Here is a 16,792-nt window from a genome sequence, read left to right as displayed (position 1 = left end):
TCGCTACTTTTCGGAACAATAGGTTTGACACAAAAATCACTATTGATATTCTTTTTATTAACGGCTTATATTTTCGTATAATTAATCTGGGTGTTAATCTAGGAGAAATTGAGATGAAAAAAATAATAATATTTGCAGGTGCTGCAAGCATATATGGATTGGCAGATATAAAAGCTGCTTTTAAAAATACAGATTTCGTATTGCAGTTTGTTGAGACACCTGAAATGGCAAAATATATTAGTTCAGATGATTTAAAAGAAGTAAGTGTTAAAAATGATATTAAAGATGAAGATTTAATAGTAGTGCCATTAAATGAATATTGGGTAACATGGTGTAAAAAGAATGTAAAAAGGTGTAGAATTTCTACTAAAGCATTTAAGGCTAGTCGGTCTAAAAAATATTTAGCGGATTGCATGATGCAACATGGATTACCATCGAATAGATATGAAATAACGAGCAATATAGAAAAAATAGTATCAGATAAACAAAAAGTGTATATTATAAAACCAGATAATCAATATTCAGGACATGGCGTAAAAATAATCTCTGCGTTAAATTATCAAAATATAAATAAGTATTTAACTGATGCGTCTAATGTTGACGAAAAGGTAAAAAAAGTATTAGATATTACAACTTCGCCATCAATATGTTTTGAATTTATTGATGGCATAGAATATAGCGCGGATGTTTTTTTCTGTCAGGGTAAATTTTCTATTGTTAGGGTATGCAAAAAATACAAAACAATTATTGATGATGCTCCGTGTGTATTAGCATATGTATTGGAAGAACCAACAGAGATCATAAGAAGATATTTAGAATTATGGTGCAATGCGTTGTTTGATTATGATAATATCTCATTCGGACAGTTTGATTTTATTTTACCTACTAGTGTCAGCAATGTGTTAGTTCCGATTGATTTCTCATGCCGAGTTGGTGGAGGAATTTCAGAATTACTGAGATACCATGGTGGTAATTTATATATGGATTCCTTAGAAGTGTTGTTTGGAGAAAAATCCATAGCTAATAAAGGAAATTTCCAAAATGTTTTTCAGTTGAATTTTATCCCTAATGCTATGGGAACTCTAATAAATGATAATTTTCTTATTAACGATTTACAGGGTATAAAATTAAAAAAATTAGGAGATAGAATTGATAGATTAGATCCTAGTGCCAATAATCGATTAGCTATATGTTTAGGAGATAATTTCTCAGAAGCGTATTATAAGAAAATAAAAGATAGACTACTAATCGGTAGCCAATATATTAAGCATGATGAGGTTTGAGATGGATAGTGTTTGCATAAAATCATTTAAATTAGCTATGAAAATGCAGGGAATAGAAATTGATAAAGATGAATTGATTAAGTATACTTCAAAGATTAAAACTTATGAGGACCTAAAAGCAATTGATAGAGATAATACTCATATTTTGTATCCATGGGTTCCGGCATTAGTATATGATATTTTGGGGTATAATGAATATAAAAGCTGCGATTTGAACATCGATGAATCTGATACCTATCTTTTATTTCGGCCAGGCGAATCATTTGATAATGAGGTATATGAAGCTCTTCAAGAAAAAGGTGATTTTGAAATACAAGAATTTCAGTATGTTTTTTCAAAAAAATTAATATCACATTTATATGGGGGATTTCCTTGGTTTTTAGCGTATTGTAGTATTTGTGATGAACTCAATATATGGGATAAAACAGGAATTGCAGTATATGTAAAAGAAAAAAATGATGTTCCTTGTATAAAATGTAGTGTTGAAATAAAAAATAGATACAGAGATAAGCATCCGGAAAAAACTAAAGAAATAAATCTTAGCGAAGAAAAAGGCTGTGGGTATAATGGGATAATTCATTCTTTCCATTGTCCGAATTGTATAGAAAAACGTAGACATAGTATGGCAATTGAAAAAGCACGTTTGTAAAGGGGGGAATCAAGTGGATCGTTATATACTTGGCGTTCATAGTGGACATGATTCTTCAGCATGTTTATATAAAAATAATCAATTACTCTATGCAATTGCCAGAGAGCGATTAACTAGAAAAAAACATGATTCTGGAGAACCTATTGAATGCATAGAATATTTACTTAAAGCTGCTGGTATTACGTATAATCAAATTTCGTTAGTTGTTCGTGTAAATTGGTATGATTCAACTGAAATTAATGATGATTATTATAAGAAGTTTTCAAAAGTAATTGTGAGATATGAGCATCATTTATTTCATGCATATGCAGCATCTTTAGCAGCTAAATTTGACAAGACATTAATTTATATAATGGATGGGCGTGGGTGCAGACCAGTTGATAATGGATGTTCGAGCTTATCAGAAGAAGATTTATTTGAAGCAGAATCTCTATATCTACTGGATAATGGCGAAATAACTGAATTACAAGCTGAAAAGAAATATGCTGTTCATGAAAGTGCATCTAAGCATAAATACAAATGGGGATCACATATGGACTCCATAGGATATGCCTATGCTGATGTTAGCCGACTGATTTTTAAGGATTATAATGCAGCCGGCAAAGTTATGGCATTGGCAGCATATGGTGTGGGGAATGCTGATGTACCAGAATGTCTGTATTTTGATAAAAAATTACATGTTCGTAAAGAATGGTTAGATTATTTAAATGCACAAGATTATCCACTATCATATGAGTTGCAAACAGCAAAAAATATTGCATGTGCTCTTCAATTCGAATTAGAAAGCTACATTCAAACCCGTATTAAATATTTTTCTGAAAAATATAATGTCCTAGATTTTTGTTTTTCTGGTGGGGTTGCATTAAATTGCCTTAACAATGGAAAATTAATAAATAGTGGATTGATTAATTCATTGGGCCTTTTTCCAGCAAGTGGAGATGACGGAATTTCTATAGGAGCAGGACTTTGGGCAATTAGAAAAATATTTAAAGATAAAAGTAAAATTGAGTGGGACTATGCATTAGGAAAAAGTTATGGTGAAATATGCCATGATGAATCTGTATTATTTCAGGTAATAAAAGATATACATGATGATAAGATTATAGGACTATTTGAAGGTGGCTCGGAATATGGTCCGCGAGCTCTTTGTAATCGAAGTATTATTGCTTCTGCAAAAAGTAAGAACATGAAGGATCGGCTCAATTTACAGATAAAACATCGGGAAAACTTTAGACCTTTTGGAGGTGTAATATTAGAGCGTAATCTGAAAAAGATTACTGATGATAGAATAGCTAGTCCGCTTATGCTATCGGCAATAAATATTAAACCTGAAATGATAGATTATATGCCAGCTTTGGTTCATAAAGATAATACTGTTAGAATTCAAGTTATATACGAGAATCAAAATAAAAAGCTGATTTGGAAAATTTTAGATTATCTTGAGAAAAAATATGGGGAATTAGTATTGATTAACACTTCTTTTAATGGCAAAGGAGAACCTATTGTAGAAAGTCAATCAGACGCTTTGCTTTCTGCCAAAAGAATGAAGCTTGAATATGTTTATATGAATGGAGAAAAGGTAGATATAATATGAACTTGAAAATTATAACATATATGCGAAGCAATGAGGCTTTTAATGATAATATAAAAAAGATACTTACGCTTTCGTTAAAGCTTAATACAAAAATCTCTTGTATCATATTTACTGATAATGATAGAAAATTTGAATTTGATGGCATAAAAATCGATAGTATAAATTTTCCGGGAACAAAGTATATTAGGCTACTATACTTATTTGAAAGAGAACAAGAGGATTGTTTATATTTGAGTATTGATAATGATATAAATGTAAATGACGAGACAATACTCAAGTTTTTAGAAAAAGGATTATCAGGGAAATATGATATTGGATGGGGACGAATTTATGCCCAATCACAGTCTGGCTTTATATCAAATCTAGTGGCGACGGATAAACACTTATCTCATGATTTGATAAGACCTTTATCGTGGAAATTAAATATGGGAATTAGTATACCAGGACAATGCTTTTTTATTAGACCAAAAGCTTTTCAAGATAAATTATATCAAATTGATACTTTTTTAGATGATCTTGCTATTGGCGCTTATATAAGTAATAATAGGAAAGACTATAGTATATTACGATCGTCTTTTCTTCTTGGTTACGAAAAACCTAATACAAATTTTTGGGGATTATGTAGACAACGTAAGCGTTGGGCGAAAGGTTTCTATCAAATATTCTCATATCCGAAACGAAAAGAATATCAAAGCAAATTATTATTGCATGCAGCATTTTACCATTTTAGTTGGATAGTCAATTGGCTTATGATTGGATACATTAGTTATTGTAATTTGTACGCTGGAATGATTTATATTTTAGCAATCGCTTTACTTATGACTAGAAAAGATTATAAACTACTATTTTATGGTGTAGTTTATCAGTTGTTTTTTCCAATATTTCATATCGTTTGGTTTTTTAATATACTAAGAGGAGATAAGAATGATGATAATGCCTGAAACTTTTTTAAAAGCTATGATATTAACGCATGGGGTACAATTTACTGATGAAGCTCTTTTATATGCACGTAAGACAAATGCCAAGATTCAGAATTTGGTATACAATGCTCCGATAGGAGCAGATAACTTCCGTCCTCAAGAATTATTGATACGTCATTCAGATGGATTTGAAACAGTATCTTCTTGTGTGGCTCCTGGAAAGTTAAAACCAGTAGTGGTTGATTGCAAAAATGGGGAATTATTTGCGACTGTTGATAATAGAAAAGTTGAAGATATTTCAATCTCTTTTATTGAAGAACCTGACTACTATTCTTATAAATTAGAAGAAGATTTAGTTGCAAAGGATTTTGTATCTGCTTGTGGTTTGGATGAATTGAACATAATTCCTTGGAAAGGATGCAATATTTCTGCAGGTTGTCTTTTCTGTGGTGCAAACACTGTTGCTGGTGAAAACAAAGCAAGTATTTTTACGGCATATCAGGTTTCTTCTCCCAATTTTTGGAATGAAAATAAGGATACATATCTAAATTATCTCACGAAATCAGTTAAAGCGGCTATTAAGTCAAAATGTTATGATGAACATATGCATGTAATTCTGATTTCTGGAGACTTATCTGATCAAGTGTTAGATATGCAAGCTCACATTTATTGTGATATTGTTAGGGCAATAAAGCCATTAGTAGAGAAAAAGTCTACTGAAGGTATTATAGCAGTTTGTATGCCGCCCAATGATTTAGATATACTAGAAGATTTTAAGGAAGCTGGAATTGAAAAAATAGTATTTAATTTTGAGCTTGGTAATGAAGATGATTTTGCAAAATATTGTCCAGGAAAAAAGAACATCGGATTTAATCATATCTTAGATGCTTTAAAAAAAGGTGTTGATGTATTTGGCTATGGTAATTCCTGGACTAATTTTGTTTTAGGCTTAGAACCTATTGGTAATTTGCTTAAATTTAATAAGTACCTAGCTTCTCAAGGTATTGTCTCTAGTGCAAATGTGTTACACCTTGATAAAGGAAATCGTTTGGATTGTGATGTCCCGTCATTTGAAACTGTTATTGATTATTTTTATTCATTAGATAAAATTTTGAAAGAATATAACCTGGATCCGTTTTATTGTAGTAAAGCTTTACGTACTAGCCTTTCTAATGAAGCTCGTTTTAATCGTATAGTGCTTTGATTTTTATGATTACTATCAACGACGATTTGTTGCGTTTGGTTTTTAGGAGGAAATGATGAGTACTATTTTGGTTACAGGAGGAGCTGGATTTATTGGTTCCAATTTATGCCGTCGACTACTAGATAATTTACAGAACCACGTAATATGTTTTGATAATTTTACGACTGGAAATATAAATAATGTAAGAGTATTGTTAGAAACTGAGAGATTTAATATAGTAAATGGAGATATATTGGATATATTAGATGTTTTGGATTCTTCATATAAAATCGATGAGATTTATAACCTTGCGTGTCCAGCAGCTCCATTGAAATATCAAGAAGATCCAATATATACCACTAAAGTTAACACGATAGGTGTATTGAATTTATTAAATTTAGCACGAAAAAATCGTGCAAAGTTTTTACAGGCTAGTACAAGCGAAGTTTACGGAGATCCGTTGATTTTTCCACAAAAAGAGAATTACTTGGGAAATGTTAATTGTACAGGTATCAGATCATGTTACGATGAAGGGAAAAGATGTGCTGAGTCTTTGATTTTTGATTATGCGAGGAAATATGGTTCTTTGGTAAAGGTTGTAAGAATATTTAATACGTATGGCCCATTTATGTCTGCTGATGATGGTAGAGTAATTTCTAATTTTATAGTTCAGGCATTAAGGGGAGAGAACTTAACTATATATGGAAGAGGAGAACAAACTAGAAGTTTTTGCTATATTGATGACTTGTTGGATGGTTTATTAAAAATGATGTCAACGGAAGATTTATTTCAAGGACCTGTTAATTTAGGGAATCCTGATGAAAGAACAATTTCTGATGTTGCTAGTTTAATAAGATTGTATTGTGGAAATAGGTCTGATTTTTCTTATAAGGCTTTGCCAAAAGATGATCCTAAAAGACGTTGTCCAGATATTTCTTTAGCTATGAATGTTTTAAAATGGAAACCAAAAGTTGATTTGGAAGTAGGATTGGAAAAAACAATCCAATATTTTAGAGATATAGTTTAGCGTTGAAATATATTAAGCATAAAAAACTAATCGTTACTGCTTTTATGGTGAAAGCAGTAATGGAGAAATTTTTATTATTTCTACATCACTTCTCATATTAAAACCTTGTTGACAACCATCATCAAAAGTGCTATAAATCTATATTCGGTAGATGTTTTATGCACATGAGAGGATGAGTATATTATGAGAAAAAGTTTTGCCAATTCCTTTGCAGCCACATTTATGGCTGCAAATATTTGTCTGGCGAGTCCGGCATTTGCCGATGATTTACAGACATACAATCTTGATACCATGGTTGTTACTGCGCAGCGTGAAAGCAAGCGTGATGTAGATACGCCTGCTTCCGTTACAACCGTATCACAGAAGCAGCTTGCTGAAACAGGCGCTTCTAATCTTTTTGATGCTTTGCGTCTGCAAAGTGGTGTGACTACCTACTCCTATGGTGGCAGCCAGTCCCTTGGCGGTATGAACGCAAAAATCCTGATGCGCGGTGCGAATAAGGGCACTGTGGTAATGATTGACGGTATGCCTGCCAACATCAATGAAAGCTATTATCTGGACTCTATTCCTGTGGAATCTATTGCTCGCGTAGAAATTGTTAAGGGTGCTGCTTCTACACTTTACGGTTCCGAGGCTTCTACCGGTGTTATTAATATCATCACGAAAAAGAAAATGCCCAATACCTTGTCACTGACTAAAGGTGAATACGGCAGGGAGAAGGCAGCACTGACATTGAATGCCGACAAGCTGAATTTTGCAGTAGCGCTGGAGCAGAGTGACCCGATGAAGGGATACAGCAGTAATTATAAGCAGATTAATGATTTAAACAAAAAGTCCTTTACCGCAAGCTATAAGTTTGATGATAATTGGAGTTTTTCACATCAGCACAATGACAGCAAGTATTCCTATGATCAGTATGACGAAACCTGGAGCAAGCTTACCGAGGATGCGAATTACCACTATATTGATGATTTTTCACGCTTGCAATATAAGGATGACAGCGTGAGTGCCAATTTGTTTTACAACCGCAGCAATCGCAGAAATCAGACCTATAGTGTTACAGACTCTAAATGGACGAAGCTCGATCATTTACGCTTTGATACTATAGGCCTTGATTTGCAAAAGCAGCTTACAGGTAATTTTGGTGATGTTATCGTTGGTACAACAATTTCCCGTGATTCCTATAAAAACGATATTAGCGTAGCTAAAAAAATCAATCCCGGCACGAAGATTAATGAATTCAGAACGAATTACGCTGTATTTGCGCAGCTGTCTAAGGATCTTGGCGCTGGTTATACTGCTACCGTAGGTGCCCGTGAAACTGTTGTTGAGGGTAACAAGCGTTATAATGCCTTTACTCCGCAGTTTGCTTTGCTGAAGAAGCTGGATAATAACAGCAGCTTATATGCCAATGCAGCTAAGTCTTTTAAGATGCCTACATTTACACAGATGTATGGCGGCGGTGCTTCTCACGTTGCTCCTAATCCCTTTTTGAGGCCTGAAGAAGGCTGGACCTATGAGTTTGGTTATAAAAAGAGCTCCAAGACCAGTATGTTCAAAACAGCGCTCTATTATATGGATTTAGACACTATTGAGTATGAAGGTAAGGGAACTAGCGATGATCCATCTATAACACGTAATATGTCCTTTAAAAACAAAGGCCTGGAAGTGACCTATGAGAAGGATTTTGGCAGTAAATACAGCTATTCTCTGGGCGCTAATTTCTGCAATCCTATGGGCAAAAACAAGGAAGGTGTTTGGGAGCGCAAGTTTGCACGCGAGCAATACAATGCCAGCATCAAATACCATGATGCTAAATTCAATGCTGCGCTGACAGGCATGTTTACTACGGACAGAGCTAGCGGTTGGGGCGATTTGCTGCCGGTAAACTTTATTGCCGGCTATAAGCTCGACAAGAGCAGCAGTGTAGAGCTTGGCGTGGAGAATATCTTCGACCGCGATGATATCGTAAGCAATCCTGGCTCTACTACCAAGTATTACTGCCTGCCACGCATGGTGCATGTGACCTACACTTATACCTTCTAAAAAGTTTGCACCAGTTTTGCTCCTTTATAAACGATAGTCTGAACTGACCATATTAAATATCTATAAATTGAGCTTATTCAGATGCCAGTCAAAAGGTTATAATGATTACATTATTAAAGTGAAGGAGTGTGTCTTATGACCTTAATGAATAAAGCATTGACTATTGCCGGTAGCGATACAAGCGGCGGCGCCGGTATGGAAGCAGATATTAAAACTATGGAGGAGCTGGGCGTTTATGGTATGCCTGCTTTGACCTGCATTGTTACTATGCACCCGACTACCTGGGAGCACAGCGTATTTCCGTTGCCTTTGGATTTGGTAGAAAAGCAGCTGGTGACAGCGATTGAAGGCGTTGGCATCAATGCGATGAAAACCGGTATGCTGGGCAGTGCTGAGCTGGTAGAGCTGGTTGCGGCGACGATTGATAAGTACGATTTGCAGAACGTGGTTATCGATCCGGTTATGGTTTGCAAGGGCTGTGATTTGATTCTTGTGCCGGATGCAGCAGAATCTATCAAAAAGCTGCTGATGCCGCGTTGCAATATTATTACCCCGAATACCGTGGAAGCTGCTTATCTTGCTGATATGCCGGAGGTTACTACCGTAGAGCAGATTAAGGAAGCAGCAGAGAAGATTGTTGCTGCCGGCGCGAAGAGCGTTGTTATCAAGGGCGGCGAGCGCCTGAGCGATAATTCCGCTATTGATATTTTCTACGATGGCAAGGAATTCACAGAAATGGCTGTGCCGAAGATTTATCCTTCCTACAACCATGGCGCAGGCTGCACCTTCTCAGCAGCAATTACCGCAGGCCTGGCAGACGGCCTGAGCATGAAGGAAGCGGTTCTGCAGGCAAAGAAGTTTGTCACTGCTGCGCTTAAGCATGGCTTTGCTATCAATAACATTGTCGGCTGCACCAATCATACCGCGTATAGAAAATATAGCGAATAAAAGAAATAAAACCGTCATTTCCTCAGATTATTGGGGAAATGACGGTTTTTGTATGCAAAAGTGCTTATTACAGAGTAGTGGAATCCATAGTGCAGTCTTCCAGCAGCTTTTTGGCATCAACATATTGCGCGATGCCTGCAGCTACCTTCTTCGATTCCTTCATCGCCAATACGACGGTAGCAGGACCGTGTACTACATCGCCGCTGCTGAAAACGCCGGCGCGGGTGGTCATGCCGTAGGGACGGTCACGGGTGATGACGAAGCCTTGTTTATCAACCTGAATGCCTTTGGTACTGGAAACAATACGTGCTGCGGGTTTCTGGCCTACTGCGAGGATAACGCAGTCGCAGGGGATAAGCTCCTGACCGCCTTCTGCGATGAACTCACCATTTTCAGTTTTAGTGATGTTTTGCAGCAATAAGCCGGCTAATTCAGTTTCGTCTGCTGCCGTAGCCTGACGGCGGATGTTCTTTAAGGCGCGCATCTGCTTCTTGTTGAAGTAAGCGATAGGCTGCTTTAAGAAGCGGAACTGTACACCTTCAGCAACAGCTGCTTCGTATTCCGAAGGAAAGGCAGAAAGCTCTGCTTCGGTTTTGTGGTAGACGATGGTGACATTTTTGGCACCGCGGCGGATGGAGGTGCGGGCAGCATCCATAGCAACGTTGCCTGCGCCGACAACGATAACGTTGTCGCCGGTGTGCAGCAGTGTTTCGCTGGCATCCAACTTGCCTCCGTCAGCCAATACAACCATACGCAGGAAGTAGGTGGCAGTCAAAATACCGGACAGCTCCTTGCCGGGGATATCCAACGTGCGCGGCAGGGAGGTGCCTGTACCCATAAAAATTGCATCATAGCCTTGGGCAAAAAGGTCATCAACAGTAAAATCTACACCGGCAAGCTGCTTTGTGCGGATTTCTACACCTATGTGCTGCAGCTCGCTGATTTCACGGCGAACAACGTCCTTTTGCAGACGGAATTCCGGAATGCCGAAGAGCAATACGCCGCCGGGTTCGCTTTGTGCTTCGAAAATAGTAACGTCAAAATCCATCTTGGCCAAATCGCCTGCTACTGTAAGGCCTGCCGGACCGGAACCGATTACGGCAACCTTGCCGCGCAGCTTGCTTGATGGCTGTGTAGGCTTCAAATCATTGTCGTGGGCAAAATCAGCAACGAACATTTCCAAGCTGCCGATTTCAATACCGCATTTCTTTTTGGTCAGCACGCAATGCGCTTCACACTGACGCTCATGTGGGCAGACGCGTCCGCAGATAGCGGGCAGGTTACTGCGTTCGGAAATGATCTCGTAGGCCATGCCGATATTACCTTCGCTTAAGGCACGGATAAATCCGGGAATATTGTTTTCAATCGGGCAGCCGGTGCGGCACGTAGGGCGCGCACAGTTCAGGCAGCGGCGTGCTTCCTGAATGGCTTCTGCTGTGGTCATTGTTCTGCTCATTTTTCTACCTCTTTTTAGTCATAATGCTTACTTTGAGTATCATAAATAAGATTTTCCAACTCCTTGAGGCGGTCGTTGATTTCTTCCATATGCTTGGCGAGCAGCTCTTCATAATCTGCTACCGGATCCGGCAGCTTATCGTGATTCAGGTCAATCATGCTTTCAGCATCATTGTTGGAGGCAATACGTACACCGTTACGTGTTACAACACGTCCGGGTACACCAACAACGACGGAATTGGGCGGAACCTCTTTAAGAACTACGCTGCCGCTGCCAATTTTGGAATTGTCGCCTACCTTGAAGGAACCGAGCACCTTCGCACCGCTGGAAACAACAACATTGTTGCCGATGGTGGGATGGCGCTTACCCTTTTCTTTGCCGGTACCGCCGAGAGTAACTCCCTGATAGAGCGTGACGTTGCTGCCAAGCTCGGCAGTTTCACCGATAACAAGTCCCATACCGTGGTCAATGAAAAGACCGGGGCCAAGTTTAGCACCGGGATGAATGTCAATACCGGTAAGAAAGCGGGAAAATGTATTAAGCAGGCGTGGGAATACTACCCAGCCCTTCAGATAAAAGTGATGCGCTATACGATGGAGCCAGATGGCATGTAGCCCTGGATAACACATTGCGGCCTCCAGTCTTGTTTTTGCGGCCGGGTCGCGCAGCATAATGGCATCAATATCTTTTTTCATCTGAGCAAACATGTCAAGACTCCTTTCTTTATATTATATCAACATGTGCTGTAGTTGTCAGCATTTAGCTGTGCTAAGACAAGCTCTTTCTGCCGACAAATACCATTTTTATATTTTAGCACAGAAATTAGTGAATAGTAAACAGAAAAACTGTAAAACTTAACAAAAATATGATTGGTGAACATTTTTCTGCGCTTATTTAGTGGACAAAATTCTGAAAACGGCTGATAATGCATCAAATTACACACTATGAGGCAATGATTTCTTTTGCAAGTGTCCTGATTTGACTTTACCTATAATTATGCTATAATTTAGGTAAATACTTAAAAATTTTTATTTATGTACTTGTTGAAAAGACAGGTACGCTGGAGGCGCACTAAAATGACAAAAGAAATTTTAAAAGAAAAAGCGTGTGCTGCAATTGACGCATATGCAGATAAGATAAAGGCTATTTGTGCCAGCATCAACGATGAACCGGAATTAGGCTTCAAGGAAGTCAAAACCGCTGCCAAGGTTGCAGAATTTATGCGCGACCTGGGCCTGCAGCCGGAAACCGGCCTGGCAATCAATGGCGTTAAGGGACGTGCCAAGGGCGGCAAGCCCGGACCGACAGCTGCCGTTTTAGGCGAGCTGGACGCGGTTGGCTGCCCTACAAGTCCGAAGGCTGATCCTGCCACAGGCGCAGCGCATGCCTGTGGCCATAATCTGCAGATTTCCACCATGCTGGCTGCTGCCTGCGGTATCGTAAAATCCGGTGTACTGCCGGAGCTGGCCGGTGATGTTGTGTTCTTCGGTGTTCCTGCTGAGGAATATATTGAAATTGCGTACCGCAAGAAATTAGTGGAGTCCGGCAAGCTGCATTTTATGAGCGGCAAGGGCGAGCTGATTTATGAAGGCGCTTTTGATGATATTGATATGGCCATGCAGATGCATGCTGATAAAAATATGCCGAAGCCTACGGTTTCCATTGGCGAAAGCAGCAATGGCTTTGTTGGCAAAACCGTGCGCTATATCGGCAAAACCGCCCATGCAGCTGACGCTCCGCATGAAGGCGTCAATGCTTTGAATGCTGCCTGCCTGGGACTGATGGGCATCAACGCTTTGCGTGAAACCTTCCGCGAGCAAGATGTAGTGCGTGTGCACCCGATTATTACTAAGGGCGGCGACTTTGTAAATTCCGTGCCTGATGATGTACGCCTGGAGCTGTATGTGCGTGCGAAAACCATGGATGCTATTGATTCTACCCATACGCGCGTTGACGCAGCGCTTAAGGCCGGCGGTGATGCTGTCGGTGCCCAAACTGTTATCGAAACACTGCCGGGCATGTTCCCGCTGAGCTGCAACAAGCGCATGAATGAACTGTTTGCAGCAAATGCGAAAATTGCTTATCCGGATATAGAGATAAAGGATGCCGGTCATTTCAGCGCATCTACCGATATGGGTGATGTATCACACCTGATGCCCGTTATCCATCCGTTTATCGGCGGTACGGACGGACTGCTGCATACACCTGACTTCCATATGGTAGATTTTAATGCTGCTGTACTGCTTCCGGCTAAAGCCTTTGCCATGATGCTTATAGATTTACTGTATGATGATGCGAAAGAGGCTAAGGCTATCCTAGCGGACTTCAAGCCTATTCTTACCAAGGAAGAGTACATTGCAAAATTGGAGAGCTATTTTAATAAGTAAAATAGAAATAATTTGTGGGAGGGAATGTAATGAAGAACATTAAATTACATGCCATAATTCTGGCGCTGATTATAGTTTCCGAGCTGATCGGCACTCATACCCTGAAGTTCGGTATCGGTCGTATCGTATTGCTGCCGATGCTGTACGCTCTGCTTCTGGGTATTTTGACAACACCTAAGTTTTTGAACCTGTCCGGCAAAAAGGAAATGCTGGATGCCAGCAGTCTGGTTGGCGTAACGCTGATGCTTTTGATGGCACGCTATGGTACGCTGGTAGGTCCTACCCTGCCGAAGATTCTGGCTGCTTCTCCGGCGCTGATTCTGCAGGAGTTCGGTAACCTCGGTACGGTGCTTTTGGGCGTACCTGTTGCTGTTTACCTGGGCCTGAAACGCGAAACCATCGGTGCTGCGCATTCTATCGCACGTGAGCCGAACGTAGCGCTTATCGGCGAAAAGTTTGGCCTGGACAGCAGTGAAGGCCGCGGCGTTATGGGCGTTTATATTGCCGGTACTGTTTTCGGTACTATTTTCTTCGGCCTGATGGCCAGCGTTGCTGCTTCCGTATTGCCGATTCATCCGTATGCATTGGCTATGGCCTCCGGTGTAGGCTCTGCCAGCATGATGACGGCTGCAGTGGGCTCTTTGGTTGCTATGTATCCTGATATGGCTGATCAGCTGGCAGCCTTTGGCGCAGCAAGTAATATGCTTTCTGGTCTTGACGGTTTGTATATGTCCGTATGGCTGGGCCTGCCGATGACCGAATGGCTCTATAAGAGATTCTATAAGATAAAATATGGCGTACTGCCAGAAGCTGATAAGAAAGGAGAGGAAGCATAATGAAAATTAAAGATACAATTATCATTTTGGCTATTGTAACCTTCATGAGCTTGTTCTCCAACGTATTGGGAACTAAGGCAAATATTATAGAGTCTATTCCCGGTCTGCTGATTTTGGCGGTTATTGCTTTTGTCGGTATGCTGATGTCCAAATATATCCCCGGCGGTATTCCTGCGGCAGCATGGGTTGTAACCTTGGGCTGTATTTTGACTATCCCCGGCGTTCCGGGCAGTGATATTGTCAATGGTTATGTGAAAAATGTTGGCTTTGTGGCTCTGTGTACGCCTATACTGGCTTATGCCGGTGTATCCATAGGCAAGGATCTTGACGACTTTGCCAAGACCGGCTGGCGCATTGTTATTCTGGCAATCGTTGTTTTTGTAGGCACCTATATTGCCAGTGCGATTATTGCTCAGTGCATTTTGAAGGCTTTGGGACAAATTTAAAAGAATTGCTTTTGAACCGGCATCAGCTCGATGCCGGTTTTTTAAGCTTGCAGCTTATTGTATACATGCTTTTTCACTAGTCAGTTGATATTGCATCAGCAGTTATAAAAGAAAAAATTATTGGGTATTGAGGCGAATAATGTATAGATATTTGAATGATGATGGTAAGATTATAGTTCCTTTAATTTGTGCTTTGTTCTTTTTATACTTTTATTTTAAATATAAAAAAGATAAAAGTGTACCTGCGATAGGAGCTCGTGGTAACATATTTGTGTTTGTAGGATGTATTTTACTGTCTTTAAATGAAGTGATAAAACAAAATAATATACAGCTAACAACTTATTTAAGTCCTTTTATAGGATTAGATTTTTGTAATTTATTTCTAGTTTTAGGAGCATTTATGTTTCTTGTTGCTGCTTCAAAACACGAAAAGTATAAAAACAAGATTATCTTTAGATATATATCTACAATATACTTAATATTATTAACAGCTCTCTATATTTTTGCTAGGGTAAGATATTGGTAAACGTTTCCCTGCAAGTGGCAACGATATAAATATAAAAGGCTGCAACGTAGCCAGTGAAGCAGGAAAAGCAGACATGGCTGCCGAAAATAATATAAATATCGCTAATGCAACAGAATACCATGAGCGCCTGCTTGAAGAGCATAATAAGGGCAGTGGATTGCTTTCATCTTATTACAGGAAGAACATTAAATAAAAGTGATTTAAGAAGTGAATATTCTGGGGTGAGTTTTAATTTTAATAGAACTGCACTCGGAATACAGGATAATTTGTCTTATTCTGGAGGAATACCTGCAATGGGAACTGGGTTAGGGAATAGTGTGATTCAAATGAAATAGGATTTGCTTACTATGAGCCTATTGAAGGGGTGTGACTTTAGATTGAATAAGTATAAAAAAATGTTTATTTATGGATGTATCGCTTTAATAATCTTATGTTTATGGATTCCTATGTTTACGGTTAATGAAAAAACAGAGTTGAATATGGCGAAGACATTTTTAAGTGTGCCTTTGCCAACTGAAGCAAAATGTACATTTTTTAAGAGTGGATCCAGGCGATCTAAAAGTGCCATTTCAGCTGAATTTACGTGTACAAAGAAAGAACTTGGACAAATTCAAGAAGCATTATTGAAAATGGGTTGGGTAGAAGACAGGAAAATCATAAAAAATAATGAAAAATATTATTTTTTTTCAAAGGGTAATTATGAGTATGTTTTAATTGATCATGATAATGCATCCGTTTGGGAGGAGAGTTTTTATGAAAAGTAAAACAAACCTTTCTAATCTAGTATGCTATATTTTAATAATAGTCTTATTTTTGTTTTTTGGAATTGGATTTCTCGGTAAAAAGATCATGTATGATCAGAACGAAGAGAATAAGGCGAAATGTATTATGTTGGTGAATTTAAAACGGCTAGATTTCTTAAAACCTGGTGCAATGCAGGCATATGAATTTAATCAATACTTACGGTTTTCTAAACGTAACCCAGATATAAGAATGGAACTTGCTTATACGGATGCAGATGATGCCATAAATTATTATGCATCCAAAGGATTGGAAAAAGGATGGAAAGTGCAAAGTATAAAGCAAAATCGTCTTATAATGCATAGAGAAGAAATTTTTCAAAGTAAGCCTGTTAAGGTTATTTTACAGTTGGAAAAGACAAAAGAAAATATTTGGGAGCTGACAATGAAATATGAGTATACATAATGCTAGGCAGGATTCAGATATAGGTGCAGTGCGCGAGTTTGACAAGCATAAATATTGATATCGTAACGGTAGCAAATGAAAAGCACGTTGCCGTAGCTTATGGCAGTTCTTCAGCAGAAATCCATGACGTGCAGCACCAGCAAAGTGCGCTGAGCGGCGAGAACATCCGCCTGAATGCTAAAAAGGACATCAGCATTGCTGGTGGTATTTTGAGTGCAAAAAATGACGTAGAGTTGAATGCTAAAGGCGATGTGAACCTGACTGCTGTGAAAGATTTGTACAGCG

17 protein-coding genes are annotated in these 16,792 nt (G+C 38.9%); 15 read left to right on the top strand and 2 right to left on the bottom strand.

Annotated elements, in window-relative coordinates; genetic code table 11:
• Nucleotides 1-113: 113 nt before the first annotated feature.
• From RDW05_RS04400 to thiD, 8 genes are all read left to right on the top strand, one after another.
• Nucleotides 114-1,283 (top strand): hypothetical protein, encoded by a 1,170-nt coding sequence (locus RDW05_RS04400; protein WP_307977981.1) that lies wholly within the window; start codon nucleotides 114-116, stop codon nucleotides 1,281-1,283.
• 1 nt (nucleotide 1,284) lies between these two features.
• Entirely contained in the window at nucleotides 1,285-1,932 is a 648-nt protein-coding gene (locus RDW05_RS04395) for a hypothetical protein (protein WP_307977980.1), read from the top strand.
• Between the two features lie 13 nt (nucleotides 1,933-1,945).
• The gene (locus RDW05_RS04390) at nucleotides 1,946-3,526 is read left to right on the top strand and encodes a carbamoyltransferase C-terminal domain-containing protein (protein WP_307977979.1); all 1,581 of its coding nucleotides are present in this window, start codon (nucleotides 1,946-1,948) and stop codon (nucleotides 3,524-3,526) included.
• Nucleotides 3,523-4,467: a glycosyltransferase family 2 protein gene (locus RDW05_RS04385; protein WP_307977978.1), complete on the top strand. Its 945-nt coding sequence runs from the start codon at nucleotides 3,523-3,525 to the stop codon at nucleotides 4,465-4,467. The genes RDW05_RS04390 and RDW05_RS04385 overlap by 4 nt, the downstream gene beginning before the upstream one ends.
• Nucleotides 4,451-5,650 (top strand): radical SAM protein, encoded by a 1,200-nt coding sequence (locus tag RDW05_RS04380; RefSeq protein ID WP_307977977.1) that lies wholly within the window; start codon nucleotides 4,451-4,453, stop codon nucleotides 5,648-5,650. The genes RDW05_RS04385 and RDW05_RS04380 overlap by 17 nt, the downstream gene beginning before the upstream one ends.
• Nucleotides 5,651-5,702: 52 nt before the next feature.
• Entirely contained in the window at nucleotides 5,703-6,656 is a 954-nt protein-coding gene (locus RDW05_RS04375) for a UDP-glucuronic acid decarboxylase family protein (protein WP_304197035.1), read from the top strand.
• 222 nt (nucleotides 6,657-6,878) lie between these two features.
• Nucleotides 6,879-8,702 (top strand): TonB-dependent receptor domain-containing protein, encoded by a 1,824-nt coding sequence (locus RDW05_RS04370; protein WP_307977976.1) that lies wholly within the window; start codon nucleotides 6,879-6,881, stop codon nucleotides 8,700-8,702.
• Nucleotides 8,703-8,837: 135 nt separating this feature from the next.
• Nucleotides 8,838-9,650 carry a bifunctional hydroxymethylpyrimidine kinase/phosphomethylpyrimidine kinase gene (thiD, locus tag RDW05_RS04365; RefSeq protein ID WP_307977975.1) on the top strand — a complete coding sequence of 271 codons (813 nt, stop codon included), beginning with the start codon at nucleotides 8,838-8,840 and terminating at the stop codon, nucleotides 9,648-9,650.
• A gap of 67 nt (nucleotides 9,651-9,717) precedes the next feature.
• Here the strand turns inward: thiD and RDW05_RS04360 are convergent, their stop codons facing one another.
• Entirely contained in the window at nucleotides 9,718-11,106 is a 1,389-nt protein-coding gene (locus tag RDW05_RS04360; RefSeq protein ID WP_307977974.1) for an NAD(P)-dependent oxidoreductase, read from the bottom strand.
• A 14-nt stretch (nucleotides 11,107-11,120) separates the two neighbouring features.
• Nucleotides 11,121-11,813 carry a serine O-acetyltransferase gene (gene cysE / locus RDW05_RS04355; protein ID WP_021720639.1) on the bottom strand — a complete coding sequence of 231 codons (693 nt, stop codon included), beginning with the start codon at nucleotides 11,811-11,813 and terminating at the stop codon, nucleotides 11,121-11,123.
• Nucleotides 11,814-12,182: 369 nt separating this feature from the next.
• Between cysE and RDW05_RS04350 the strand changes: the two genes are divergently transcribed.
• From RDW05_RS04350 to RDW05_RS04320, 7 genes are all read left to right on the top strand, one after another.
• Entirely contained in the window at nucleotides 12,183-13,493 is a 1,311-nt protein-coding gene (locus RDW05_RS04350) for an amidohydrolase (RefSeq protein ID WP_307977973.1), read from the top strand.
• Nucleotides 13,494-13,522: 29 nt separating this feature from the next.
• Nucleotides 13,523-14,329 carry a DUF3100 domain-containing protein gene (locus RDW05_RS04345; protein ID WP_307977972.1) on the top strand — a complete coding sequence of 269 codons (807 nt, stop codon included), beginning with the start codon at nucleotides 13,523-13,525 and terminating at the stop codon, nucleotides 14,327-14,329.
• A complete protein-coding gene (locus RDW05_RS04340; protein ID WP_021719542.1) occupies nucleotides 14,329-14,775 on the top strand; it encodes a hypothetical protein in 447 nt (148 codons plus the stop codon). The genes RDW05_RS04345 and RDW05_RS04340 overlap by 1 nt, the downstream gene beginning before the upstream one ends.
• A gap of 139 nt (nucleotides 14,776-14,914) precedes the next feature.
• On the top strand, nucleotides 14,915-15,301 hold the full coding sequence (locus RDW05_RS04335) for a hypothetical protein (RefSeq protein ID WP_307977971.1): 387 nt from the start codon (nucleotides 14,915-14,917) through the stop codon (nucleotides 15,299-15,301).
• Between the two features lie 377 nt (nucleotides 15,302-15,678).
• Nucleotides 15,679-16,065, top strand: a complete 387-nt coding sequence (locus RDW05_RS04330; RefSeq protein WP_307977970.1) for a hypothetical protein — start codon at nucleotides 15,679-15,681, stop codon at nucleotides 16,063-16,065.
• The gene (locus tag RDW05_RS04325) at nucleotides 16,055-16,507 is read left to right on the top strand and encodes a hypothetical protein (RefSeq protein WP_307977969.1); all 453 of its coding nucleotides are present in this window, start codon (nucleotides 16,055-16,057) and stop codon (nucleotides 16,505-16,507) included. The genes RDW05_RS04330 and RDW05_RS04325 overlap by 11 nt, the downstream gene beginning before the upstream one ends.
• Nucleotides 16,508-16,545: 38 nt before the next feature.
• A partial coding sequence (locus RDW05_RS04320; RefSeq protein WP_307977968.1) for a hemagglutinin repeat-containing protein occupies nucleotides 16,546-16,792 on the top strand: 247 nt, incomplete at its 3' end.

This window comes from uncultured Phascolarctobacterium sp., from assembly GCF_902463975.1.
Classification (GTDB): Bacteria; Bacillota; Negativicutes; order Acidaminococcales; family Acidaminococcaceae; genus Phascolarctobacterium_A.
This window is presented reverse-complemented; position numbering and strand designations above follow the sequence as displayed.